At 63.9% G+C, this 24,116-nt stretch carries 27 protein-coding genes; 14 read left to right on the top strand and 13 right to left on the bottom strand.

Going from position 1 to position 24,116, the window contains the following annotated elements; all coding sequences use genetic code 11:
• Positions 1 to 94: 94 nt before the first annotated feature.
• Positions 95 to 901: a Crp/Fnr family transcriptional regulator gene (locus tag IVA93_RS13550; protein WP_027518831.1), complete on the top strand. Its 807-nt coding sequence runs from the start codon at positions 95 to 97 to the stop codon at positions 899 to 901.
• A gap of 16 nt (positions 902 to 917) precedes the next feature.
• Here the strand turns inward: IVA93_RS13550 and IVA93_RS13545 are convergent, their stop codons facing one another.
• The gene (locus tag IVA93_RS13545) at positions 918 to 1,559 is read right to left on the bottom strand and encodes a glutathione S-transferase family protein (protein WP_085349352.1); all 642 of its coding nucleotides are present in this window, start codon (positions 1,557 to 1,559) and stop codon (positions 918 to 920) included.
• 106 nt (positions 1,560 to 1,665) lie between these two features.
• Positions 1,666 to 2,214, bottom strand: a complete 549-nt coding sequence (locus IVA93_RS13540; RefSeq protein ID WP_256469931.1) for a cytochrome b — start codon at positions 2,212 to 2,214, stop codon at positions 1,666 to 1,668.
• A 176-nt stretch (positions 2,215 to 2,390) separates the two neighbouring features.
• Between IVA93_RS13540 and murI the strand changes: the two genes are divergently transcribed.
• The 6 genes from murI to IVA93_RS13510 all read left to right on the top strand — a co-directional run bounded on the left by murI (position 2,391) and on the right by IVA93_RS13510 (position 7,314).
• On the top strand, positions 2,391 to 3,188 hold the full coding sequence (gene murI / locus IVA93_RS13535) for a glutamate racemase (RefSeq protein WP_085349354.1): 798 nt from the start codon (positions 2,391 to 2,393) through the stop codon (positions 3,186 to 3,188).
• A gap of 61 nt (positions 3,189 to 3,249) precedes the next feature.
• Positions 3,250 to 4,023, top strand: coding sequence for an HpcH/HpaI aldolase family protein (locus tag IVA93_RS13530; RefSeq protein ID WP_085349355.1), 774 nt, complete (start codon positions 3,250 to 3,252; stop codon positions 4,021 to 4,023).
• Between the two features lie 62 nt (positions 4,024 to 4,085).
• Positions 4,086 to 4,469: a cupin domain-containing protein gene (locus IVA93_RS13525; RefSeq protein ID WP_018455542.1), complete on the top strand. Its 384-nt coding sequence runs from the start codon at positions 4,086 to 4,088 to the stop codon at positions 4,467 to 4,469.
• Positions 4,470 to 4,574: 105 nt separating this feature from the next.
• Positions 4,575 to 5,342 (top strand): acyltransferase, encoded by a 768-nt coding sequence (locus IVA93_RS13520; RefSeq protein WP_018455541.1) that lies wholly within the window; start codon positions 4,575 to 4,577, stop codon positions 5,340 to 5,342.
• A gap of 196 nt (positions 5,343 to 5,538) precedes the next feature.
• Positions 5,539 to 6,156 (top strand): 30S ribosomal protein S4, encoded by a 618-nt coding sequence (rpsD, locus tag IVA93_RS13515; protein ID WP_007602315.1) that lies wholly within the window; start codon positions 5,539 to 5,541, stop codon positions 6,154 to 6,156.
• 90 nt (positions 6,157 to 6,246) lie between these two features.
• Positions 6,247 to 7,314, top strand: coding sequence for a threonine aldolase family protein (locus IVA93_RS13510; protein WP_247337337.1), 1,068 nt, complete (start codon positions 6,247 to 6,249; stop codon positions 7,312 to 7,314).
• Here the strand turns inward: IVA93_RS13510 and IVA93_RS13505 are convergent, their stop codons facing one another.
• From IVA93_RS13505 to grxD, 4 genes are read right to left on the bottom strand one after another with little or no spacing between them, the layout of a single operon-like run.
• Entirely contained in the window at positions 7,315 to 8,577 is a 1,263-nt protein-coding gene (locus IVA93_RS13505; RefSeq protein WP_247337335.1) for a serine hydrolase domain-containing protein, read from the bottom strand. It abuts the gene before it with no gap.
• Between the two features lies 1 nt (position 8,578).
• Complete coding sequence (locus tag IVA93_RS13500; protein ID WP_026232971.1) at positions 8,579 to 9,865, bottom strand: serine hydrolase domain-containing protein; 1,287 nt, start codon at positions 9,863 to 9,865, stop codon at positions 8,579 to 8,581.
• A gap of 46 nt (positions 9,866 to 9,911) precedes the next feature.
• The gene (locus IVA93_RS13495) at positions 9,912 to 10,463 is read right to left on the bottom strand and encodes an O-acetyl-ADP-ribose deacetylase (protein ID WP_018455537.1); all 552 of its coding nucleotides are present in this window, start codon (positions 10,461 to 10,463) and stop codon (positions 9,912 to 9,914) included.
• A gap of 3 nt (positions 10,464 to 10,466) precedes the next feature.
• Positions 10,467 to 10,793, bottom strand: a complete 327-nt coding sequence (grxD, locus tag IVA93_RS13490; RefSeq protein WP_007602294.1) for a Grx4 family monothiol glutaredoxin — start codon at positions 10,791 to 10,793, stop codon at positions 10,467 to 10,469.
• A gap of 240 nt (positions 10,794 to 11,033) precedes the next feature.
• Here grxD and egtB point away from each other — a divergent pair, with 240 nt between their 5' ends.
• Together egtB and egtD are read left to right on the top strand one after the other, a co-directional pair.
• The gene (gene egtB / locus IVA93_RS13485) at positions 11,034 to 12,326 is read left to right on the top strand and encodes an ergothioneine biosynthesis protein EgtB (protein WP_247337333.1); all 1,293 of its coding nucleotides are present in this window, start codon (positions 11,034 to 11,036) and stop codon (positions 12,324 to 12,326) included.
• Positions 12,327 to 12,378: 52 nt separating this feature from the next.
• A complete protein-coding gene (gene egtD / locus IVA93_RS13480) occupies positions 12,379 to 13,350 on the top strand; it encodes an L-histidine N(alpha)-methyltransferase (protein WP_085384329.1) in 972 nt (323 codons plus the stop codon).
• A gap of 25 nt (positions 13,351 to 13,375) precedes the next feature.
• Here egtD and IVA93_RS13475 read toward each other — a convergent pair whose 3' ends face one another.
• Positions 13,376 to 14,569, bottom strand: coding sequence for a low temperature requirement protein A (locus IVA93_RS13475; RefSeq protein ID WP_085358889.1), 1,194 nt, complete (start codon positions 14,567 to 14,569; stop codon positions 13,376 to 13,378).
• Between the two features lie 24 nt (positions 14,570 to 14,593).
• Complete coding sequence (locus IVA93_RS13470) at positions 14,594 to 14,830, bottom strand: BolA/IbaG family iron-sulfur metabolism protein (protein ID WP_007602284.1); 237 nt, start codon at positions 14,828 to 14,830, stop codon at positions 14,594 to 14,596.
• A gap of 210 nt (positions 14,831 to 15,040) precedes the next feature.
• Here IVA93_RS13470 and IVA93_RS13465 point away from each other — a divergent pair, with 210 nt between their 5' ends.
• A complete protein-coding gene (locus IVA93_RS13465) occupies positions 15,041 to 15,400 on the top strand; it encodes a DUF427 domain-containing protein (protein ID WP_018455532.1) in 360 nt (119 codons plus the stop codon).
• Between the two features lie 187 nt (positions 15,401 to 15,587).
• On the opposite strand, the gene IVA93_RS13460 is transcribed toward IVA93_RS13465, so the two are convergent.
• A complete protein-coding gene (locus IVA93_RS13460; RefSeq protein ID WP_007602280.1) occupies positions 15,588 to 15,761 on the bottom strand; it encodes a DUF1328 domain-containing protein in 174 nt (57 codons plus the stop codon).
• A gap of 188 nt (positions 15,762 to 15,949) precedes the next feature.
• Here IVA93_RS13460 and IVA93_RS13455 point away from each other — a divergent pair, with 188 nt between their 5' ends.
• Complete coding sequence (locus IVA93_RS13455) at positions 15,950 to 17,128, top strand: acyltransferase family protein (protein WP_018455531.1); 1,179 nt, start codon at positions 15,950 to 15,952, stop codon at positions 17,126 to 17,128.
• Positions 17,129 to 17,229: 101 nt separating this feature from the next.
• Here the strand turns inward: IVA93_RS13455 and purL are convergent, their stop codons facing one another.
• A complete protein-coding gene (gene purL / locus IVA93_RS13450) occupies positions 17,230 to 19,440 on the bottom strand; it encodes a phosphoribosylformylglycinamidine synthase subunit PurL (RefSeq protein WP_204511658.1) in 2,211 nt (736 codons plus the stop codon).
• A 183-nt stretch (positions 19,441 to 19,623) separates the two neighbouring features.
• Between purL and IVA93_RS13445 the strand changes: the two genes are divergently transcribed.
• Entirely contained in the window at positions 19,624 to 20,103 is a 480-nt protein-coding gene (locus IVA93_RS13445) for a PaaI family thioesterase (RefSeq protein ID WP_085384292.1), read from the top strand.
• Between the two features lie 75 nt (positions 20,104 to 20,178).
• Complete coding sequence (locus IVA93_RS13440; RefSeq protein WP_026232967.1) at positions 20,179 to 21,135, top strand: DMT family transporter; 957 nt, start codon at positions 20,179 to 20,181, stop codon at positions 21,133 to 21,135.
• A gap of 31 nt (positions 21,136 to 21,166) precedes the next feature.
• Here IVA93_RS13440 and IVA93_RS13435 read toward each other — a convergent pair whose 3' ends face one another.
• A complete protein-coding gene (locus IVA93_RS13435) occupies positions 21,167 to 21,763 on the bottom strand; it encodes a TetR/AcrR family transcriptional regulator (RefSeq protein WP_085349363.1) in 597 nt (198 codons plus the stop codon).
• Between the two features lie 153 nt (positions 21,764 to 21,916).
• On the opposite strand from IVA93_RS13435, the gene IVA93_RS13430 reads away from it, so the two are divergent.
• Positions 21,917 to 22,315 (top strand): RidA family protein, encoded by a 399-nt coding sequence (locus tag IVA93_RS13430; protein WP_018455526.1) that lies wholly within the window; start codon positions 21,917 to 21,919, stop codon positions 22,313 to 22,315.
• Positions 22,316 to 22,359: 44 nt separating this feature from the next.
• Here IVA93_RS13430 and IVA93_RS13425 read toward each other — a convergent pair whose 3' ends face one another.
• On the bottom strand, positions 22,360 to 23,331 hold the full coding sequence (locus tag IVA93_RS13425; RefSeq protein WP_247337332.1) for a tripartite tricarboxylate transporter substrate binding protein BugD: 972 nt from the start codon (positions 23,329 to 23,331) through the stop codon (positions 22,360 to 22,362).
• Positions 23,328 to 24,029, bottom strand: a complete 702-nt coding sequence (gene purQ, locus IVA93_RS13420; RefSeq protein WP_018455524.1) for a phosphoribosylformylglycinamidine synthase subunit PurQ — start codon at positions 24,027 to 24,029, stop codon at positions 23,328 to 23,330. The genes IVA93_RS13425 and purQ overlap by 4 nt, the downstream gene beginning before the upstream one ends.
• Positions 24,030 to 24,116: the final 87 nt, after the last annotated feature.

Genomic DNA, 24,116 nt, shown 5'->3' with positions numbered 1-24,116 from the left:
GCCCAAAACTTCATTCAAGCGGTCGTCGTTCGATTTCGGCTATAGGTGTCGAGAATACCGACCGGGACTGAAGGCCTTACGCGGGGATAGTACCATGCCGTCCGGCAGCGCAGACATTTCGTCGATCCTCGACCGCATTCTCGAGGCGGCGACGGATAACCTCAGGATCGCGAAGATCCTGGTCCAGATGGGCCTCGATCCGAACAACGTCACCTATGACTCGATCTTCAATCGGATGCTGGAGATCTTCGTCCAGAATATCACGTTGGCCAATATGTTCGCCGCGGTCGGCGCCGGCTTCTTCGTCGCTACCCTTCTGATGCGGACCATGGTGCCGCTGCGCGTCGCTAACATGGTCGGCTGCGCGTTCTTCGCCGTCTTCGGCGCGCTCTCCGCCAACGTGTCGACCTTCCTGCTCTATCTCCTGCTGCTACCGATCAACGCCTTGCGCCTGCGGCAGATGCTCAAGCTCGTCAAGAAGGCGCGCCATGCAGCCGAAGGCGACATGTCGATCGAATGGCTCAAGCCGTTCATGACCGAGCGCAAATATCGTCGCGGCGATACGCTGTTCAAGCTGCGCGATCCGGCTAACGAGATGTTCCTCACCGTCACCGGCAAGTTCCTGGTCAAGGAGATCAACATCGAGATCCTGCCCGGAACGCTCATGGGCGAACTCGGCTTCCTCACGCCGGACAACCGGCGCACCGGAACGGTCGAGTGCATCGAGGACGGCCAGGTGCTGACGATCACCTACGACCGGCTGCTCGAGATCTACTTCCAGGACCCGCAGTTCGGCTATTACTTCCTGGTGCTGACTAGCCAGCGGCTGCTGCAAAACATCGAGCGCCTGCAGAAGCAGCTGGCAACAGAGAGGGCCGCCACCACGAACAGGATCGCGTGAGCGATCGCCTCGCCGCTCAGTCCAAGAGCAGCGCCATGCCCGGGTCGCCCTTCTCCATCGCACGCCGATAGCCCGCCCGCGCACTGATGCGGCCGAGATATTTGACCACGTTCGGAGAGCGCTGGAGGTCATAGGGCTGGAAGTAGCGCATCGTGGTCAGCGAGAAAACTGTCATGATGTCGGCGGTCGTGAAGGCGCTGCCCGCAAGATATTCGGCCTCGCGAAGCCTTGCGTCGAGAAGATCGTAGGCCCGATCGAGACGCCCCTTCATCGCGAGCAGGGTCGGATTGTCCTTGGCGAGATCGAGCCGGTTCAGGATCATCATCCGTCCCATACCGGGTTGCAGGCTGCCATTGGCGAAATGAACCCAATATAGAAACTGCGCGAAGGCGGGATCAGTGGGACCGAGCACGAGTCGGCCGTTGCCATATTTTGCAACGATGTAATCGACGACGGCGCCGGATTCCGCGAGCACCAGCTCGCCATCCGTGATCACCGGCGCCGTGCCGGCCGGATGCAGCGCCTTGTACTCGGCCGGAGCCAGCATGGTGACGGGATCGCGCGCATAGCGCTTCAACTCGTAGGGAATCCCCAGCTCCTCGCACAGCCAGACGATACGCTCGGACTGCGACTTGCCGAGATGATGGACGGTGAGCATGAGGCCTCCTGCGACGCAATTGGATGTTTCGTGACCCCACACCTTACTCCGTCATTGCGAGCGCAGCGAAGCAATCGCGGGCGCGATGCTTCCTCCCATGTCCGCCCTACCCCGCCTCGTCCGTCACCATCCGCGCCACAATGCGGTCGCGGCGGATGAAATGGTGCCACACGGCGGCGATCACGTGAATCGCGATCAAGGCGAGCAGCACATAGGCAAAGAGGATGTGGCGGTCTTCATAGACGCCAGCCGCCGCGCGGTCGGGAGCCGTGAATTGCGGCACGTGAAACAGGCCGAAGAAGTTCGAATAATCAGGTGCGTGCGCACCGGAATGCGCCCAGCCGAGCATGGTGACGATGATGACGGCGAGGTAGAGCGCGCCGTGGCTGAAATGGGCGGCGACCTTCTGCCAGCGCGAGGTCCCGGCCGGCATGATCGGCGTCGGGTTGACGAGGCGCCACACCAGGCGCAGCACGGTGAGCAGCAGGATCACATAGCCGATATCGGCGTGGATCGAGCGGTAGAAGAAGCGGTCGGGACGCGCCGGGATGTGGTTCATCCACCACCCGAAGCCGATCATGCCGATGATGATCAGCGCCAGACTCCAGTGCAGCCATCGGGAAATGCTGCCCCAGCCGTGACTGGTATTTCTGATCGTGTCGGTGCTCCGGAGTTTTGCGGGCCTGTCCCTATCCGCACCGCCGTACGGCAGCTGATACCGGGAACATGTGGCCGTCGCGAAATTGAATCGCTCCAAAATAGCCCTAAGTGCCCTTGCCGCAAAACCGCCCCAAAAACCGAATGGTAACGATGGCGGGCTAGAGTGTTCACGTGACCCATTCTCCGACGATTCTGGTGTTCGATTCCGGCCTTGGCGGCCTCACGGTCCTGCGTGAGGTCGTGGCTGCGCGCTCCGACGCGCATTACGTCTACGTCGCGGACGACGCCTTCTTCCCGTATGGCCACCACAGCGAGGACGAGATCATCGCCCGCGTGGTGCCGCTTATGGGGGAATTGATCGGCATGCACGATCCTGACCTCGTCGTGATCGCCTGCAACACGGCGTCCACGCTGGTCCTATCGCATCTGCGCGCCGCTTATTCCCTGCCCTTCGTCGGCACGGTGCCTGCGATCAAGCCAGCCTGCGCGCAGTCGAGGAGCCGCCGCGTGTCGGTGCTCGGCACCAGGGGCACCGTGAAGCGCGAATACACCAAGGCGCTGATCCGCGATTTCGCGCAGGGTTGCGAGGTGACACTGGTCGGCTCGCCCGAGTTGGCCGCGCTGGCTGAATCCGAGCTCAGCGGCTCTCCCGTCAGCGACGACGCCATCCTCGCCGAGCTCGCCCCGTGTTTCGTGGGCGATGCCGGGGACGCAGGCGCACGCACCGACACCGTGGTGCTCGCCTGCACGCATTACCCGCTGCTGCTCGACCGGCTGAAAAAGCTCGCCCCCTGGCCGGTCGACTGGATTGATCCGGCGCCCGCGATCGCCCGCCGCGTCTCGGATCTGCTCGGCCCGCACACCGGTGGCATCGCGCAATCCGGCGCCGAAATGATCTTCACCTCGAACCGCGTGCATGGCCTTTCGACCATGCTGACGCCGTTCTTCGGCGGCCGCATTCCAGCCTGATCTTGCGCCTCGACGCCCCGCTGCTAGGGTCCGCCGTCGTCGTTTCCTACAGGTTCTTCCCATGTCCGTCCCGACCACGCCGCTCAACCGTCTTCGCCAGCTCTGGCGCGAGGGTCGTCCTGCCTTCGGCGCGATCGCGACGATCCCGAGCGTGCAGACCGTGCAGATCATGGCGCGCTCTCTCGACTGGATCATCGTCGATCTCGAGCACGGGCCGATTGGACTGACCGAAGCACATGCGATGATCGCGGCCACCACCGGCACCCCATGCACGCCGCTGGTGCGCATCGCGGCGAACGAGCCATGGCTTGCGAAGGCACCGATGGACATCGGCGCCTTCGGCATCAATTTCCCGATGATCACCAATAGCGCGGAGGCCGAGAAAGCGGTGCGCAGCGTGCGCTATCCTCCACGCGGCGATCGGCTCTGGGGTCCGTTCCATGCGCCATTCCGCTGGGGCCAGTCGATGCCGGACTACATGGCCAGCGCCGACGACGAGATGATCTGCATGATCACGATCGAGCACGTCGACGCCGTCAACCGCATCGACGAGATCATGGCCACGCCCGGCATCGATGTAGCTGTGATCGGCCCCGGCGATCTCGCCACCTCCATCAACAAGCGCGGCCAGATGGACGATCCGGAATTGCTGGAGCTGGTGGCGCGGGCCGAGGCCGGCATCCTCAGAAGCGGTGTGCCGATCGGCGGTGTGGCCCGTACCGCGGACCAGGCCAACGCCCTGGTCGACCGCGGCTACCGCGCGATCGCGCTCGGCTTCGACTGGTCGCTATTCCAGCGCGGCATCATGGCAGCGTTCGAGGGGATCAAGCGCTAGCCATTGAGTCTTGCCGGGAACCGCGGCGCTGCTAGGCTCAGCCGTTCCAGGGAGGAAAAACCATGCTCAAAAAGACTTTGCTCGCTCTCGCCTTCACCGGCCTCGCTGTTGCGGCCTTCGCCCAGCAGCCCGGCATCAAGCGCACCCCGCTCCAGAAGGTCGAGTTTCCGGATGGCTACAACACCATCACGGCCATCGCGGAGGTCCCGGCGGGCGGCGCGGCCGGACGCCATACCCATCCGGGCATCGAGACCGGCTACGTGCTCGAAGGTGAACTCAATCTCCTCATCGACGGGCAGCCGGAAAAGAGGCTGAAAGCCGGCGATTCCTACCAGATCCCGGCGGGCGTCGTGCATGACGCCAAAGCCCACGGCGACAAGGCTATGAAAGTGCTTGGAGTTTACGTCGTCGACAAGACCAAGCCGCTGGCCTCGCCGGCGCCCTGATGCGGCGAACCGACCGGCCCCACGCGGGTTGGTTCGTGCTAGAGCAGGCGGCGAGCGGGAACCCCGCTCGCTGCACAAACTTTAATCAGGGGAAACCAAAGAGCGATGCGCGGGACGCCCAAGACCATTTCGCTGCCGCGTCGCCTGATTATCGACCTCATGCACGCCTCGATGGGCGTGCCCTTCGTGTCGCTTTCCCGTTCGCTCGATATCGGCCCCCTGCTGGAGGCCCGCGCGGGCGCGATGGCGCCAGCCGGCTGGGCGGCCATGTTCGTCAAGGCTTTTGCCCTCGTCGCCAGGGACGAGCCGGTCCTGCGTACCGTCTATGCCAAATGGCCCTGGCCGTCGCTTTACGAGCTGCCGAAGAGCGTAGCGTCGGTGGCCATTGCCCGGGTCGAGGGCGGCGAGGAATGCGTGATCCCGCAGCGAATCGCGGCTCCCGAGGCCATGACGCTGACTGCGGTCGACGCCGAGATCCGGCACGCAAAGACCGCCCCGATCGACGAAATTCCCATGTTTCGCAAGATCATGCGGGCGACCCGCCTGCCGCTGCCGTTGCGGCGGCTGTCCTGGGCGATCGGGCTGAATTTCGGCCGGCAGCGCGGCAACTGGTTCGGCAGCTTCGCGGTGAGCTCGGTGGCCGCCTATGGCGGTGGCGAGCTTCACCCGATCACGCCCGGCCCCTTCATCGTCAGCTATGGGGTGGTCGGGCCTGACCAGACCATCCATGTCGTGATCCGCTGGGATCATCGGGTCACCGACGCCGCCCCGATCGCCCGCGTCCTGACCCGGCTGGAACAGGTCCTGAACACTGAAATCGCTGCCGAATTGCGTGCGGCCGGGTCGAAGTCGATCCGGGCAGTCGGAACGTGATTCCGGGCCATTCGCATTGACAGCGAGCCCCAAATCCCCCTAAAAGCCGCTTGCTCGCGGGCCGATTTCGGCCCGCGAAGCGTTTCGCGACCCGTGGTCCTGTCCCTTAAGCTTTGGGATCGGACCTGTCAGTGCCGGGCTAGCCCGTCACACAGGAGGGCGCGTTTCCTCAAACCAAGTACCTGAAGAGGACGCGATGACTAAGCGCAGTGAGGCGAAGTACAAGCTCGATCGCCGTATGGGCCAGAACATCTGGGGCCGCCCGAAGAGCCCCGTGAACCGCCGCGAATACGGCCCCGGCCAGCACGGCCAACGCCGCAAGGGCAAGCTCTCCGACTTCGGCGTGCAGCTCCGCGCCAAGCAGAAGCTGAAGGGCTATTACGCCAACATCTCCGAGCGTCAGTTCCACAGCATCTACGTCGAGGCCAGCCGCCTCAAGGGTGACACCGGCGAGAACCTGATCGGCTTGCTCGAGCGCCGTCTCGACGCGGTTGTGTACCGCGCCAAGTTCGTCTCGACGATCTTCGCCGCGCGCCAGTTCATCAACCACGGCCACGTCAAGGTGAACGGCCGCAAGGTCAACATCTCGAGCTATCTGGTCAAGCTCGGCGACGTGATCGAGGTCAAGGAATCATCCAAGCAGCTTGCCCACGTCCTCGAAGCCAGCCAGCTCTCCGAGCGTGACACCCCCGACTATCTCGAAGTCGACCATGGCAAGATGACTGCGAAATACATTCGCATCCCGCACCTCTCCGACGTGCCGTTCCCGGTGCAGATGGAGCCGCATCTGGTCGTCGAATTCTATTCGCGCTAAGATCTGAATATCGAAAGGCCCCGGTTCGCCGGGGCCTTTTTTGCTTAAAGAGCCACACTTCAGCGGCCGTTTACCTTCAGGAGGCGTCGCATGCTCTATACCCCTCCCCCGATCGATCCCAAGGCGCCGCCGGTGCGCATCAATCTGCTCTCGGACACGCAGACAAAGCCGACACCTGCGATGCGCGAGGCGATGGCGCGGGCGGAGGTCGGCGACGAGCAGGTCGGCGACGATCCGACCGTGAACGCCCTGTGCGAGCGCGTGGCCGAGCTGCTCGGCAAGGAAGCCGCGGTGTACATGCCGTCAGGCACGATGTGCAACGTCACCGCGACGCTGGTGCATTGCCGCCCCGGCGACGAGATCCTCGCCCATGAGAGCGCCCACATCATCGCGCGCGAAGGCGGCGCGCATGCCGCGATCGGCGGCTTTCAGGTCACGCAGCTGAAGGGACCCGACGGCCAGTTCACGCCGGAGACCTTTCGCAGAGCGCTGCATCCGCGTACCCGCTACCAGCCGCCGCAGACGGTGGTCAGCGTCGAGCAGACCGCCAATATCGGCGGCGGTACGGTCTGGAAGAAGGCCGCGCTCGACGAGATCGTCGCGATCGCGAAACAACATGGCCTCGTCACCCACATGGACGGCGCGCGCCTGCTCAATGCCACAGTTGCGAGCGGCATCTCTCCGCGCGACATGACCGCGGGGTGGGATTCGGCCTGGATCGACTTTTCGAAGGGCTTGGGCGCGCCGATCGGAGGCGTGCTCGCGGGCTCGCGCGCCTTCATCGATGCGGTCTGGCAGTGGAAGCAGCGCCTCGGCGGCTCGATGCGACAGGCCGGAATCTGCGCGGCGGCTTGCATCTACGCGCTCGACCATCATGTCGATCGGCTCGCCGACGATCACGCCAACGCGCGCGCGCTCGCCCGCGGACTGTCGCAGATCGCAGGCATCGAGGTGCAGGAGCCCGAAACCAACTTGGTGTTCTTCAAGCCCGATGGTACCGGCATTCCCGGCGACAAGATGGTCGCGGCGCTGCGCCAGCGCGGCGTGACGCTTGCGATGATGGATGGCCGCATCCGCGCCTGCACGCATCTCGACGTCAATGCGAGCCAGGTCGAGGAGACGATCGGATATATCCGCGAGATCGTGCGCGGAGCGTAATCACCGCCCCATCGCCTGGTAGATCAGCGTCTTCAGCGCCAGTTGAATCCGGCCGCGCTGCGTCGGGGTCTGCACCATGAAGATCCCGAACAGATCGTCCTCGGGATCGATGAAGAAGAACGTGCCGCCGACGCCGTCCCAGCGATATTCGCCAAGCGGCCACGTTGTTCCAGGAGGCACCGAGGTGCGCACGGCGAAGCCGAGGCCGAAGCCGGAAGACCCGCCCGGATAATAGTTCTGGTCGCGCGCGATCTTCGTCTCCGGACCGATATGATCCGAGGCCATCAGCGCAATGGTCTCCGGTTTGAGATAGCGTCGGCCGTCATAGGTGCCGCCATTCAGCAGCATCTGGGCGAAGCGGGCGTAGTCGCCGATCGTACCGACCATGCCGCCGCCGCCCGATTCCCAGGTCGCAGGCCGCCTGATGTCGCGGACCTGCGTCGTCGGATTGATGTTGCGATCCTCCGGCATCGGCTCGGCGATGCGCGGGAATTTGGCGGGATCGGCGACGAAGAAAGCCATCTCGGTCATGCCGAGCGGATCGAGCAGCCGCTCCTTCTCGAACTGCAGCAGCGTCTTTCCCGCAATGATTTCGACGACGCGGCCGAGCACGTCGGTGGAATAGCCGTAATCCCACACCGTGCCGGGCTGCTCGACAAGCGGCAGCGTGGCGATCTTGGCGGCGAATTCGGCGTTGGTCAGATCGCTGTTGAAGAGATTGGCGTTCGCATAGAGCTCGCGCACCATGCCGCCGCCGTAATAGCCGTAAGGCAGCCCCGAGGTGTGGCGCAGCAGATCCTTGATCGTGATGGGTCGCTCCAGCGGCTCCAGCACCAGGGCGACTTTGCCGTCCTCGGCCTTCTTCTCGATGCCGACCTTCATGCCGGCGAAGGCCGGAATGTATTTCGAGACGGGATCGTCGAGCGACAGCTTGCCCTCCTCGACCAGCATCATCGCCATGACTGAGGTAACCGGCTTCGACATCGAGTAGAGGCGGAAGATCGTGTCCGCGCTCATCGAGAGTTCGGTCGCGACGTCGCGGACCCCGAAATTCTGATAATAGACCGGCTTGCCGTGCTGCTGAAGCAGCAGGATGGCTCCGGGGATCTTGCCGGTGGCCACCTCGTTGCGGATGTAGTCGGAAACCTTCGCCAGCCCCGCGGGCGCGAGCGTGTGGACCGCAGGTCTCTCGGAACCTGCCTTCGCAACGATGCCGCCGGCGAGAAGGACGAGCGCCGCGATCAATGCGCGGCGCCCGAACATGTCAATTCTCCATCGCTTCATAAACCAGCTGCTTCAATGTTCGCTGCACGCGCTGGCGCTCGGTCGGGGTCTGCTCCAGCAGCACGAAGAACATGTCCTGCTTGGGGTCGACCACGAAATAGCAGCCGGAGGCGCCATCCCATTTCAATTCGCCGAGATCGCCGGGCGGCGGCGGTTTTGCGTTGCCGGGGTCGGTGCGCACCGCAAGTCCGAGACCGAAACCAAAACCGTCACCGGGGAAATAAAAATAATCGCGATCGACGCCCGACTTGAGGCCGATCTGGTCAGTCACCATCAGCTTGAACGTCTCGGGCTTGAGAATCGTCTTGCCGTCGAGATTGCCGCCCTGGAGCAGCATCTGCGTAAAGCGCTCATAATCGGCCATGGTCGTGACCATACCGCCGCTGGCGAACTGGATCTTCTTGACGACTGTCGGATCGTTGATCCGCCCGACCCGGAAATCGCTGTCGTTCGGCACCGGCTGCGCCAGCAGCTTCTGCTTCTCGGGATCGGTGACGAAGAAGCCGGTGTCGACCATGCCGAGCGGGTCGAGCAGCTTCTCCCGTTCGATCTCGATGAGCGGCTTGCCGGCCGCGACTTCCATGACCCGCGCCAGGATGTCGGTGGAATGGCCGTATTGCCACAGCGCGCCCGGCTGGTTGTGCAGCGGCAGTTTTGCGATGCGCTCGGCGAACTCCGCGAGGTCGAAATCGCCGGCATAGATGTTGGCGTCGCGATAGGCCTTGCGGACCAGGCTGTCGCCATAGAAGCCGTAGGTGACGCCCGAGGTGTGCGTCATCAAATCGTGCACCGTCATCGGCCGGTTGGGCGGCACGAGCTCGAGCGACTTGGTGCCGTCCTCGGCCTTCTTCTCGACGCCGACTTTCACATTGGCGAAGGAGGGAATGTATTTCGAGACGGGATCGTCGAGCTTGATCGTACCTTCCTCGATCAACTTCACTGCAACGACGGAAGTGATCGCCTTGCTCATCGAGAACAGGCGGAAGATCGTCTTGTCGGTGATCGGCGCCTTGCTGACGGCGTCCTGCACGCCGAAGACTTCGTGGTAGACGGGCTTGCCATGTTGCTTGATGAGGACGTTTGCCCCTGCGATCTTGCCGGTCGCGACCTCGTTCTTGAAGAACTCGGTGATCCTCGCGAGCTTGTCCGGATTGAAATGCGCGCCGGCCGGAATCTCGTAGGTGCCCTCCGCCCGCGCGAACGACATCGTACCTAACGATACAAGCGCGGCGCAGACAAGCGCGCGCAGTCCAGACTGTGAAATCATATCCCCTCCCCGGAACATGGCCCGGCGGAGTGTACCGACCACGTCATCAGGCACAAGGGCCGCCGTACCGCGCCAAAGCGTCCGCGTGCAGAGCCGCGCTCTTTTCCGAGAAACAGCAAAATATGACGTCGACGACCAACGGCGCGGCCGGCAGAGCCTCAATGGTCGCATGGACCGCAATCTTCGCGGCCTGGTCGGCTGGAAAGCCGTAAACCCCGGTCGAAATCGCGGAGAACGCCACGGAGGTCAGCTGATTGGCCCCGCAGAGCTCAAGTGCACGGCGATAACAGGAGCCCAGCGCCTCTGCCTCACCGCGAGTGCCGCCGTGCCAGACCGGACCGACTGCATGGATGACATGACGCGCAGGGAGAAGGTAGCCCTTCGTGATCTTGGCATCGCCGGTCGGGCATCCTCCAAGCTTCCGGCACGCGGCTAGAAGCTCGGGCCCGGCCGCCCGATGGATCGCGCCATCCACGCCGCCCCCACCCAGGAGCGACGTGTTGGCCGCGTTGACGATGGCGTCAACGCTCAGCGTGGTGATGTCAGCAACGATGACCTTGAGCTCCGCGCCGCCGATCCGGCGCGTCAGCTGGGTCACGTATCAGGCCGCGACAGCGACGCCCTTTTCGGAGAAGAGCTGCTGCAATTCACCGGCTTGGAACATCTCGCGGACAATGTCGCAGCCGCCGACGAACTCGCCCTTCACATAGAGCTGCGGAATGGTCGGCCAGTTCGAATAGTCCTTGATGCCGTTGCGCAGTTCGGCGGATTCGAGAACGTTGAGGCCCTTATAGCCGACGCCGATGTGGTCGAGGATCTGGACGACCTGGCCGGAGAACCCGCACTGCGGAAATTGCGGTGTGCCCTTCATGAACAGAACCACGTCGTTCGACTTCACTTCGTTGGCGATGAATTCCTCGATGCTCATATCCGTGTCCTTATGGGGCGGAGCCCACTCCAATTGCTTCGGGCTGGCTCCGCCGATCTAACCCGATACCTGGGTATATATGTAGCCCAAACCGTTGTGCATCCAAAGTAAAATGGCGGCGAGCTGCCTCTTGTGGACCGCTCTCGGCTGCACCGGCCCATTGCATGATGCCACGAATATCATCGTCAGGGAGGACTTTCATACCGTCACGGAGCCCCTATCTAGGACGAACCCGGCGTTTTGGAACCCGTCCACACCAACAACGTTCTCTTGTCCTGTCTGGAGAAAAACGTGACGAAACAAGCCTCCGCTCCGGCCCCCGCTCCGTCACTGTCGGTCGATTTGGGCGGCCTTGCCCAGAGGTTGGAAGACGCGTTTCTCGCCGTTCGCGACGAGACGGAGCGCCGGGCCGTGCCACTGTCGCCGGAGGACCAGCAGATCCAGTCCATGCCGGATGCGAGCCCGACGAAATGGCACAGGGCGCACACCACGTGGTTCTGGGAGCAGTTCGTGCTCGGCGAGCACTGTGCGGGCTACCGGCCCTTTCACCCTGACTTCGCCTTCCTGTTCAATTCCTATTACGTCAGCGCCGGTCCGCGCCATTCCCGCAATCACCGCGGCGACATCACCCGTCCGAGCGCCGATCAGGTCGGCGCTTATCGAAAACATGTCGACGCTGCCGTCGTGAAATTCTTCCGCGACGCCGGCGAGGACAAGCTTCGCGAGATCGCGCCGCTGGTCGAGGTCGGCCTCAATCACGAGCAGCAACATCAGGAATTGATGTTCACCGACATCCTGCACGCCTTCGCGCAGAACCCGATCCCGCCGGCCTATGATCCGGACTGGCGCTTCCCGGCCGCGACGCCGGCCAGCGAGGATTGGCTGACGCTGAACGAAGGCATCCACACCGTCGGTCACGTCGATGATAGTTTTCATTTCGACAACGAGAAGCCGGCGCACCGCGCCCTCGTCGGCCCGGTCAAGCTCGCACGCAATCTCGTCACCAATCGCGAATGGCTCGCCTTCATGCGTGACGGGGGCTACCGGACCGCAACGCTGTGGCTGATGGACGGTTTTGCGGCCGTGAACAACGAGGGCTGGGACTGCCCCGGTCATTGGCGCGAGATCGACGGCCAATGGCATGTGATGACGCTGGCCGGCCTCAAGCCGGTCGATCCCGACGCGCCCGTCTGCCACGTCAGCTATTACGAGGCTGACGCCTTTGCGCGCTGGGCCGGAAAACATCTGCCGACCGAGATGGAATGGGAGGTCGCGGCCCGCTCGGGCCAGCTCAACGATGCCTTCGGCATCGTCTGGCAGTGGACGCGATCGTCCTACTCGCCCTATCCCGGCTATCGCGCGATCGAAGGCGCGCTCGGCGAATACAACGGCAAGTTCATGGTCAACCAGCTGGTGCTGCGCGGCTCTTCGCTTGCAACTCCGGAGGGGCACAGCCGTATCACCTATCGCAACTTCTTCTATCCGCACCACCGCTGGCAATTCACGGGACTGCGGCTCGCCGACTACGAGTAAAATTCTCATCCGACGACAAATGCGCGCCGGACAGCGCGTTCAGGAGAGTATCATGAATGTGCACGCTAGCGCCTTGGCCGAAGCCCATCTTCCCGACGAACAGACCACCGCCTTTGCCCGCGAGGCCATCGAGGACCTGTCGCAGCAGCCTAAAAAGCTGTCGCCGAAATATTTCTACGATGCGGCCGGATCTGAATTGTTCGAGGCCATCACGCGGCTGCCGGAATATTACCCGACGCGCACGGAGCTAGCGATCCTGAAGGAGCGCGGCAGCGAGATCGCGAAAATCATTCCGGAGCACGCGGCCCTCGTCGAATTCGGCGCAGGCGCGACCACAAAGGTCCGCCTGCTGCTCAACCACTGCAAGTTCGCGGCCTATGTGCCCGTCGACATCTCCGGCGACTTCCTGACGGCGCAGGCAAACGGACTGAAGCGGGATTTTCCGTCACTCGGCATCTACCCGGTGGCGGCCGACTTCACCACGCCGTTCGAGCTGCCCAAGGCGGTGGCGACCATGCCCAAGGTCGGGTTCTTCCCAGGCTCGACCATCGGCAATTTCGAGCCGCATGAAGCGCAGGCCTTCCTGAAGAGCGCACGCGCCATTCTGGGCCGCGGCGCGCAGATGATCATCGGCGCCGATCTCGAGAAGGAGGAGCGCCTGCTCCACGACGCCTATAACGATGCCGCCGGCGTCACCGCTCGCTTCAATCTCAATGTGCTGGTGCGGATCAACCGCGAGCTCGGCGGCAATTTCGACCTTTCCGCCTTCACCCATCGCGCGATCTACAATCGCGAGCGGCACCGCATCGAGATGCACCTGATCAGCAAGAAGAGCCAGACCGTGCGCCTGCTCGGCACCAGCTTTTCGTTCCGCGCCGGCGAGAGCATCCACACCGAGAACAGTTACAAATACAGCATCGAGCGCTTCGCGACGCTGGCGCAAGGCGCGGGTTGGCGGGTGCGCGAGAGCTGGACGGATGCGGCGAAGATGTTCTCGGTGCACGCGCTGGAGGTGGCGGAGTAAGCGCTCCGGCGCCAACGGCGGCGGCTCAATGCTCCTCGGCTTCTTCCGGCGTCGATCCCAGCGAAACCGACTCCCATACCGCAACAACGATCATGATCACCGTCGCGGCGACCGACAGCCATAGCGGCGACAGTTCGGCGGCAAACCACCACAGTGCCGCGAGCGCGATGATGCCAATCCCGTGCGAGAGCTGGAGGAAGCCGCGGATCGCGTGCTTGAAGAGGATGGTGCCGACCAGGAACAGCAGCGGCCCGCCGATCGTGCTCACGATGATCCTGACATCTGAATGCCCCACCGGATGCTTCAGCACGAGTTCGTCGGAGACCGCGGTCAGGATGATGCCGGCGACGATCGGCATATGCAGGTAGGTGTAGGCGAGCCGCGCCAAGCGGCCGGATTCGGCGGATCTCGAGATGCGCTCGGCTCCGGCCTCGGCGCCCTTGTGGAAATAGACCCACCACATCGCGATGCTGCCGACCAGCGCGGAGACGAAGGCCGAAATGTTGTCCGCGGTCCAGTCAAGCTCGGCAAACGTCGCGCCGTTGACGACAACGGCCTCGCCAAGCGCGATGATGACGAACAGCGAGCAGCGCTCGGCCATGTGGCCGCCTTCGACCGCCCAGGCCTCGACCGACGAGAAGCCCAGCTTGGGGACCCAGAAGCGCACCGCCGGCGAGACATATTCGATCGTCAGCGCCACGATCCAGAACCATAGCCGCGCCTCGTCATGGGCGAGGCCGCCGAGGATCCAGAAGATCGCGGAGAACGAGAGCCACGTCAGGATGCGGATTGCATTGTGCCGGACCGCAGTTCGATGCCGCGGCGTGGCAATCATCCAGAAGGCGGTGCGCCCGACCTGCATCGTTGCGTAAGCGATCGCAAACCACAGGCCCCGCCCCTCGAAGGCGGTCGGGATCGTCGTCGACAGCACGAGGCCGCCCAGCATCATCAGGAAGAGCAGGATCCGGACCGGCGTCAGCTCGGGATCGAGCCAGTTGGTGACCCAGGCGGTGTAGACCCACACCCACCATACCGCGAGAAACAGCACCGCGACGTGCACCGCACCGAGCGGCGTGAAATGGTGCAGGAGTGTGTGCGAGACCTGCGTGATCGCGAAAACGAAGACCAGGTCGAAGAACAGCTCGGCATTGGTGACGCGGCTGTGCTGGTTTGGCAGGATGACGCGAAACATCGCGCCGCGCGGATTGTCCGCAGCCATCGTCATCACCCCGTCACGATCAGATCAAGCGCCCGGCACCCCGGTTTGCAGCGCCAGCGCATGCAGCACGCCGCCCATCTGGCCGCGGAGGGACTGATAGACGATCTGGTGCTGCTGGACGCGGGACTTGCCGCGGAAGGTCTCCGAGATCACGGTCGCGGCATAGTGATCGCCGTCCCCGGCGAGGTCACGGATGGTCACCTCGGCATCGGGGATCGCTGCCTTGATCATCGCCTCGATATCGTGGGCGTCCATTGGCATTCGGGTCGTGCTCCTGTCTCGGCTGCAATCAGTCTTGTCGTCGAATCGCTGCCGGGGTTCGGTTCTACAAAGCCAACCTTCCGGCGCGGCCAAACTTAGCGTGAACGGCCTTCTACGTCACGCCTTCCGGCACTATATCGGTGATCCGATCTGGATAAAGCCACGACAAAGTGCCGCGCGCGGCAGAGTGATCGAAAAAGGCGTGAAATCATGAAGCTTCCAGGGCCCGACCACCCCATCACCATCACCCCAAATCCCCGGCGCGTCCGCGTCACAGCCGGCGATATCGTGATCGCCGAGACCACCAAAGCGCTGACGCTGAAAGAGGCGAAATATCCGGCGGTGCAATATGTGCCGCGGCAGGACGCCAACATGGCGCTGCTGGAGCGCACCGACCGCGTCACCCACTGCCCCTACAAGGGGGATGCGAGCTATTACAGCGTCAAGGCGGACGGCAAGACACTGGACAACGCGATCTGGACCTATGAGGCACCCTTTCCCGCGATGACCGAGATTTCGGGCCATCTCGCCTTCTATCCGGACAAGGTGAAGATCGAGGAATTGGGGTAGCTGCTTCCGTCATGGCCGGGCTCGTCCCGGCCATCCACGTTTTTGGGCAATCGCGGATACAGAACAACGTGGATGCCCGGGACCCGGCTCCGCCGAGGCTTCGCCGGGCTATAATGTTGGGCCGGCGAAGCTTCAGCGAAGACGGCAAGCCCGGGCATGACGACTGTGTGCGTGGGCAGCGCCCCCGCTACGCCCTGAATATCGTCAGCCCCAGGATCAGCAGCACCAGGAAGATCGCGACGAACACGTAGAACAGGAAGCGGGCGATGTCGGCGGAGGCGGCCGAGATCCCGGTGAAGCCGAGCACGCCGGCTACGATCGAGACAAGTAAGAAGATCAGTGCCCATTTCAGGATCGTCATCGCCAGCTCCGAAATTGTACCGCCTGCCGCGGTCCTCAAGCCCTTTTGGCGAACGCTAACTTCGTCGCAGGGAACTGGTTCCTGGCGGTCTCAGGCCTGCGGGCGTCCCAAACGACCCTTGCTGAATCCGGTTCCCGGCGGCAAAGTCCGGGCGGGACAGAAGCGCGACCGGGGCGGCCACGATGACGATGTCACATTCAGCGACGATCGGGGCAGAGGCGCACGCGGCGCCGAGGGCCAAGGCGCGCAATCTGTCGCTCGATCGCGCCCGCACCTTCCTGACGCTGGTGGTGCTGCTGCACCACGCCGTGATTCCCTACACCTATTTCGGGCACACCGATCCGGCGTCCTGGGCCGGTTTCGACGTGGTCGTGCTGGCCACCGACAGCTTCTTCATGGCAATGTTCTTCTTCCTGTCGGGACTGTTCACCTGGCCGGGCATCGCGCGCAAGGCGCCGTCAGTTTTTCTCCGCGACCGCCTGTTGCGGCTCGGGCTGCCGTTCGCGATCGCGGCGCTCACCGTCATCCCGCTCGCCTATTACGCGATCGCGCTGCGGCACGATCCCGGGCTGAGCTTCACGGCGTTCTGGTGGAAGACGATCACGGTTGGCCCGTGGCCGAGCGGCCCGATCTGGTTCGTGTGGGTGCTGCTGGCATTCGACCTGACCGCGAGCCTGCTCTACCGGGTCTCCGCGCATCTGGTCGACCCGGGCAACCGGGTGTCGCTGCGCGGATTCGACCAGCCGGCCGTATTCTGGCTGCTGCTCGTCGTCGTCACGGCAATCGCCTACGTGCCGGCGCTGCTCTATTTCGGCGGCAGCAAATGGTTCGAGCTCGGGCCGTTCTCGGTGCAGGCGAGCCGCATCCTGCTCTACTTCGCCTATTTCTTTATCGGCGTCAGCGTTGGAGCGGCCAACTTCGATCGCGGCATCCTCAGCGCCGGCGGGCAGTTGCCGAAACAGCGCTGGCTGTGGGTGATCGCCACGCTGATCCCCTACTGCCTGATGTGGGGCATGATCTACATCAAGCGCGAGATCCTCGGTAATCCCGACCCACAACCGCACTGGTATCAGGCGATCTACGGTACGTTCTTCGTGCTGTTCTCAGGCTCGATCCTGCTCGCGATTCTCGCGTTCTTCCTGCACCAGAAGTCGCCGGGCCCGAACCTGCTCGACCGCATGCAGGCGGATGCCTACGGCATCTTCCTGGTGCACTACCCGATCGCGTTGTGGATCCAGTACGCGCTGTTCGACTACAGCCTGCCGGCGATCGTGAAAGCCACGATCGGCTTCGTGCTTACGGTGATCCTGAGTTGGGGTCTGACGGCGGCCCTACGGAAGATTCCGGGGGCGTCGCACGTGTTGTGAGGTGCGATGCCCGTAGCCCGGATGAGCGTAGCGATATCCGGGAAACCTCACGACAAAGACCCGGATATCGCTTCGCTCATCCGGGCTACCGGTTCAGCCCCTCAGGCCGCCTTGCCGCCCATATACTCCGGCAGCCAGCGCTCGAACGAGGTCCGCAGCGCCTCGATCGTTACACGCGCTTCGCCCGCGATCGCGATCGCGTCGCCGCCGGTAGTGCCGATCCGCACGCAGGGCACCTCGCAGCCGCGCATCTTGGCGAGCACGCGGCCGGCCTCGGTTTCAGGCACGGTGACGAGATAGCGCGCCTGGTCCTCGCCGAACCAATAGGCCTGAGGCACCAAGGAGGTCGGCGCCGCGAGCAGTTTGGCGCCGATGCCGCTCGCCATCGCCATCTCGGCCAGCGCGATCAGCAGGCCCCCGTCGGACAGATCGTGCACGGCGGTCGCGGTGCCCGCATGGATCATGCCGCGCACGCAGTCGCCGTTGCGCCTCTCGGCGGCGAGATCGACCGGCGGCGGCGCGCCCTCCTCGCGACCGCAGATGTCGCGCAAGTAAACGGACTGGCCGAGCCAGCCATGGGTCTCGCCGATCAGGAGGATCGCCTCGCCTTCGGCCTTGAAGGCGAGCGACGCGGACTTGGTGAAATCATCGAGCAGGCCGACGCCGCCGATCGAGGGCGTCGGCAAGATCGCGCGGCCGTTGGTCTCGTTGTAGAGCGAGACGTTGCCGGACACGACCGGGAAGTCGAGCGTACGGCAGGCTTCCGAGATGCCCTTCAGGCAGCCGACGAACTGGCCCATGATCTCGGGCCGCTCAGGATTGCCGAAATTGAGATTGTCGGTGATCGCAAGCGGCTTGCCGCCAACCGCGGTGATGTTGCGCCAGGCTTCCGCCACCGCCTGCTTGCCGCCTTCAAACGGATCGGCCTCGCAATAGCGCGGCGTCACGTCGACGGTCAGCGCCAAGCCCTTCGGGCCGTCCTGCACGCGCACCACCGCGGCATCGCCGCCGGGACGCTGCATGGTGTTGCCGAGAATGACGTGGTCGTACTGCTCCCAGACCCAGCGCTTGCTGCACATATCGGGCGTGCCGATCAGCTTTTCGACCGCGGCACCGAGACCCATCGGCGCCGCCACCTCGCGCGCATGCACGACCGGCAGCGCGGCGGAGGGGACATGCGGGCGATCATAGAGCGGCGCCTCGTCGCCGAGCTCCTTGATCGGCAAATCGGCCATGACGTCACCGCCATGCTTGACCACGAAGCGCTTGCTCGGCGTGGTGTAGCCGACCACGGCGAAATCGAGGCCCCACTTCTTGAAGATCGCCTCGGCCTCTTTCTCCTTCTCGGGCTTGAGCACCATGAGCATGCGCTCCTGGCTCTCCGAGAGCATCATCTCGTAGGCGCTCATGCCGATCTCGCGCGTCGGCACCGCGTCGAGATCGAGATCGACGCCGAGGTCGCCCTTGGCGCCCATCTCCACCGCCGAACAGGTCAGGCCCGCCGCGCCCATGTCCTGGATCGCGATGACGCAGCCCTTCTCCATGATCTCGAGACAAGCCTCTAACAGCAGCTTTTCGGCAAAGGGATCGCCGACCTGCACGGTCGGACGCTTCTCTTCGGACTTGTCGTCGAACTCGGCCGAGGCCATCGAGGCGCCGTGGATGCCGTCGCGGCCGGTCTTGGAGCCGAGATAGACGATCGGCATGTTCACGCCGGAGGCGGCGGCATAGAAGATCTTGTCGGTATCGGCGAGGCCGACCGCCATCGCGTTGACGAGAATGTTGCCGTCATAGCGGGTGTGGAAACGGACCTGGCCGCCGACCGTCGGCACGCCGAACGAGTTGCCGTAGCCGCCGACGCCAGCGACGACACCGGAGACGAGATGCCGCGTCCTGGCATGCTCCGGTGCGCCAAAGCTCAGCGCGTTGAGGCAGGCGATCGGCCGCGCGCCCATGGTGAAAACGTCGCGCAAGATGCCACCGACACCGGTGGTCGCGCCCTGGTAAGGCTCGATGTAGCTCGGGTGGTTGTGGCTCTCCATCTTGAAGACCACGGCCTGGCCGTCGCCGATGTCGATCACACCGGCATTCTCGCCCGGGCCCTGGATCACCCAGGGCGCCTTGGTCGGCAAGCCCTTCAGATGGAGGCGCGAGGATTTGTACGAGCAGTGCTCGTTCCACATCGCCGAGAAGATGCCGAGCTCGGTGAAGGTCGGCTCCCGCCCGATCAGCTTGAGAATGCGCTCATACTCGTCGGGCTTGAGCCCGTGGGCGGCAATCAGCTCGGGGGTGATCTTGGGTTCGTTCTTCATGGAATTTGGGCTTTCGACGGCGGTTGGCCGTTCTTAGGAACATCGGACGGCTTGGAAAAGCCCTTTATGGCGCATTTTCCCGCTGTCCCACGTTTTGCGGCCGGGGGCTGCGGGAACAGGAATTGCACAGCGCGGACAGATCGGATTTAAGGACAAAAGACCCGCAATTGAAGGCCCATTTCCTTGCATGAATTGACCAAAGCGCCCCCGCCTCGCCGCCCCGACCTCCACGTCGCGACCGATGGGGAATTCCAGGGCTGGCGAACCTGGATTCGTGACAGTTTTGAGAGCCATATCGGCCCGTTCTGGCACAAGATCGAGGACGACGGCAGCGTCCGCTCGGCGTTCCGGGTCGAGAAAAAGCACCTCAACGGCTCCGGAAACGTCCATGGCGGCTGCTTCATGGCGTTTGCCGACTATTGCCTGTTCGCGATCGCCACCCACGAACTGGATGGGCCGGCGGTGACCACCAATTTCGCCTGCGACTTCCTCGACGCGGCGCGCGAAGGCGAGTTGATCGAATGCGTCGGCGAGGTCTCCCGCGCCGGCGGCTCGCTGATCTTCCTGCGCGGCAAGCTGATATCGGGCGGGCGGCCTCTCTTCACCTTCTCCGGTACGATCAAGCGGGTGAAGCGGAAGCCGGCACCGCAGCCAAACGCATAGCTCGCCGCCTTCCCTTTTGGCGCCCCCTCGCCCAGACTTGTGTCCAGCGCTGTCGCGCCGGGGAGCAACATCAAGGTGCCGCAGAGCACATCGCCGACGGGGCGGGCCACAGTCTCGCAATTGCCGTCCATGCCCGCCACAGGCGCGCGCAACTGGCGCGACTATGCGCTGCTGTTCGCGCTGGCCTGCTGCTGGAGTTCAACCTATCCGCTGGCGAAGCTCGCGCTGGATACGATCCCGCCCGTGACCTTCATCTCGGCGCGCTCGCTGATCGCGGCCGCCTTCCTGTTCGCGATCCTGTGGATGCGCGGCGTCAGGATCCCGACCGACGCCAAGGCGTGGAAGTTGTTCGCCACCCAGCAATTGATCAACTCGACCTTTCCGTTCCTGATCATCACCTGGTCGCAGCAATATGTGCCGGCTTCGAACACGGTGGTGCTGGCCTCGACCACGCCGATCTTCGCCTTCCTGATCACCTCGCTGATCACGCGTCACGAACCGGCAACGCTGTTGAAGCTCTTGGGCGCGCTCCTCGGCCTCGCCGGCACAATCGTCATCGTGGGCCTGGATGCGCTGCGCGGCTTCGGCAGCGAGATCGTGGCCGAGATCGCCATCCTGCTCGCCACCATCTCGTTCGCCTGCGCCACGATCTTCGGCCTGCGGCTGTCCGAATACGATCCGATGGTGGTGGCAGCCGGCTCGCTGCTGTTCGGCGGCCTCGTGCTGCTGCCGCCTTCGCTGATCGTCGACCAGCCCTGGACGCTGCACCCGACGCCGACCGCGATCACAGCCACCATTGTCATGGGCATCGTGTCCAGCGCCCTGGGGCTGATGCTGTTCTACATGTGCCTGGGACGGCTCGGCACGCTGACGACGAACGCACAAGGCTATTTGCGTATCCCGATTGGCGTCGGCCTCTCCGTGCTGCTGCTCGGCGAGAGCGTGCCCTCGAACCTGGCGCTGGGACTGGTGCTGGTCATGGCGGGCGTCGCCGCGATGACGGTGCCGACGGAGCGGTTGAAGCTGCGGTGACCCGCTGCTTCCGCCGTTCGGCACGAGGCACTCAATGCGGCTTGCGCAACAATCCGCTCGCCAACGCTTGGAAGGCGTCAACGGCCTTGGTCAGGACGCCTGGCGGATCGTCGGCTGCGGCGACCCACAGCGCTGCGCTCAGCGCAGCCCCGTTCAGCAAGCGTCCCGCCGCTTCGACATCGACGGGCTTCACAATCCCCTGTTCGATCAGCGACCGAATGGTTCGCATGGTAATCTCAAGACAGGCATTCTCGCCGGGCCACTTGGATGGATCACCGAGCACGGCCGGTCCATCCAGAAGCATGACGCGCTGAATTTCAGGATCGAGCGCCATCTCGATATAGGCGGTCCCCTCTGCAAGCAGTCCTTGCCACAAGCTCGGCGCTTGCTCGCGGGCCGTGCGGAGCCGTTCCGCCATTTCGCTGTCGATCTGCTCAACGACGGCCCAGAGCAGCCCCTTCTTGTCTTCGAAGTTGTGATACAGCGCGCCCCGCGTCAGTCCGACGGAAGCAGTCAGCTCGTCCATCGACGCGGCTGCATAGCCTTGTGTGGCAAACGCCCTGCGCGCGGCCCGGATGAGCTTGGCCCGACTTTCCGCCATCGCCTCGGCGCGCTTGCCCTTCGCCATGCTTCCCAACTCCATTTGCCGACCCTATTGACATACGGTCCGTATGTGATCCATATTCCACATACGCTACGTATATGAACAGCTCGTGGAAATCCAGTGGCAGGCCCTGCCCACCACAGCTGCGACCGCCATCCATCAATCAAGGATCCAGACATGCCCAAGCGCGACGCAATCTTCCCGGCCGGCCGCCACGCCCTCTATGAAGCGCACCGCTATTCGGCCGCGATCCGGTCCGGCGACCTGCTCTTCGTCTCCGGGCAGGTTGGAAGTCGCGAGGACGGCTCGCCCGAACCGGTGTTTGAGGACCAGGTCCGACGCGCGTTTGCCAATCTGCGTGCCGTTCTCGCAGCGGCCGGATGCACGCTGGACGATGTGGTGGACGTCACCACGTTCCATACCGATCCGGCCACGCAGATCGAGAAGGTGATGGCAATTCGCGCTGCGGAGATCGGGGAGGCACCCTATCCGAACTGGACGGCAGTCGGAGTGAATTGGCTTGCCGGGTTCGACTTCGAGATCAAGGTGATCGCCCGCATTCCTGCTGCGGGGTAAGCGTTCTCGTGGCGATGATGCCAACCGTCAGGAGCCTCGCGCTATTACTTGGCGTCGTCGGCCAGCATCTTGCGGTACTTCTCGACGTCGCGCGTCACGAGCTTTTGCAGCACCTCGGGCGTGTGCTCGTCGGGATCGGGGGCAACGGTCGAGAGGTCGGCGAACCGTTTCTTCACCGCGTCGGCTTCCACGGCCGTACGCGCGGCGGCATTCAGCTTGGCAATGACCGCCGGCGGAGTACCCTTGGGCGCGAACAGACCATTCCAGCCCTGTGCCTCGAATTCGGGCAGGCCGGCTTCGGCCGACGTCGGCAGATCCGGCAGGGTCGCGAGCCGCACGGTCGAGCCGACCACGAGCCCGCGCGCCAGCTTCTCGTTGATCGACTGCGAGACGGAGGCTGCCGCATCGCAGACGCCGTCGATCTGGCCGCCGATCGCATCGGTGAGCGCGGGGGCGGCGCCGCGATAGCCGACCAGCGTCGCGTCGATCCCGGCGGCTGTGACGAAGCTCTTGCAGATCAGGTAGTTCGAGGACCCGACGCCGGCATGGCCGAGATTGATCTTGCCCGGATTGGCCTTGGCGTAGGCGATGAATTCTTTCAGGTCCTTTGCCGGAAAATCCTTGCGCACGGCGATGATGCCGAACGTCTTCGCCACCATGGCGATCGGCACGAAGGAGTCCGGCGTGAACGGCAGCTTTGGATAGATCGTATAGGTCGCGGCGTTGGTGCCGGCATTGCCGATCGCAATGGTGTAACCGTCAGGCTCGGCACGGGAGGCGCGCGCCAGTGCGGTCGATCCGCCGGCGCCGGCGACGTTCTCGATGACGATGGTCTGGCCGAGCGCGATGCCCATCTGCTCGGCAACCGTGCGCGCGATCACGTCGGACGTGCCGCCGGCCGCGAACGGCACGATCATGGTGACGGGACGCTTGGGGAAATCCTGTGCGAACGCGGCCGTCGCGAACGCAACGACGGCGACAGCGGCCGGCAGCCGCTTCAGCACGAACGCAATCACGCGGCTTTTTCCAGATGCGCGGTGAGGCCGGCGAACAGGCCGCGACCGTCGGTGCAGCCCATGATGTCTTCGACGTGGTTTTCCGGATGCGGCATCATGCCGAGCACGTTGCCCTTGTCGTTGACGATGCCGGCGATGGATTGCGCGGCGCCGTTGATGTTGCTGATATCGTCGATCGCGCCGTCAGCCGAGCAATAGCGGTAAAGGACGCGACCCTCGCCTTCGAGCCGCTTGATGGTCTCCGCGTCCGCCGCATAATTGCCCTCGCCATGCGCGATGGGCACGCGGATCACCTGCCCGGCATTGTAGCCGCGCGTGAATGGCGTGTCGGAGCGCTCCACGCGCAGATGCACGTCGTGGCAGATGAATTTCAGCCGCGCATTGCGCATCAGGACGCCAGGCAAGAGGCCGGACTCGCAGAGGATCTGAAAACCGTTGCAGACGCCGAGCACGAGGCCGCCCTTGGCCGCATAGTCGCGCACCGCGTCCATCACCGGCGCCCGCGCCGCAATCGCGCCGCAGCGCAGATAATCGCCATAGGAGAACCCGCCGGGCACCACCACGAGGTCGGTGCCATCAGGCAGCGACGTCTCGGCATGCCACACCATCGCGGGCTCGCTGCCCGAGATCAGCCTCAAGGCACGCGCCATGTCGCGCTCGCGGTTGATTCCGGGAAAGACGAGGATGGCGGCTTTCATGGCAGAGGTTCCGAACGAAGATTGAATGGGGCTGGCACGGCTGCCAAATCGTGAGCAGACATATCCATTTGACGGGGATTTTACCAG

It is taken from the genome of Bradyrhizobium sp. 155 (genome assembly GCF_023101105.1).
GTDB classification, from domain to species: Bacteria; Pseudomonadota; Alphaproteobacteria; order Rhizobiales; family Xanthobacteraceae; genus Bradyrhizobium; species Bradyrhizobium canariense_D.
The sequence above is the reverse complement of the archived record's forward strand: the minus strand, read 5'-3'. Positions and strand labels throughout refer to the sequence as shown.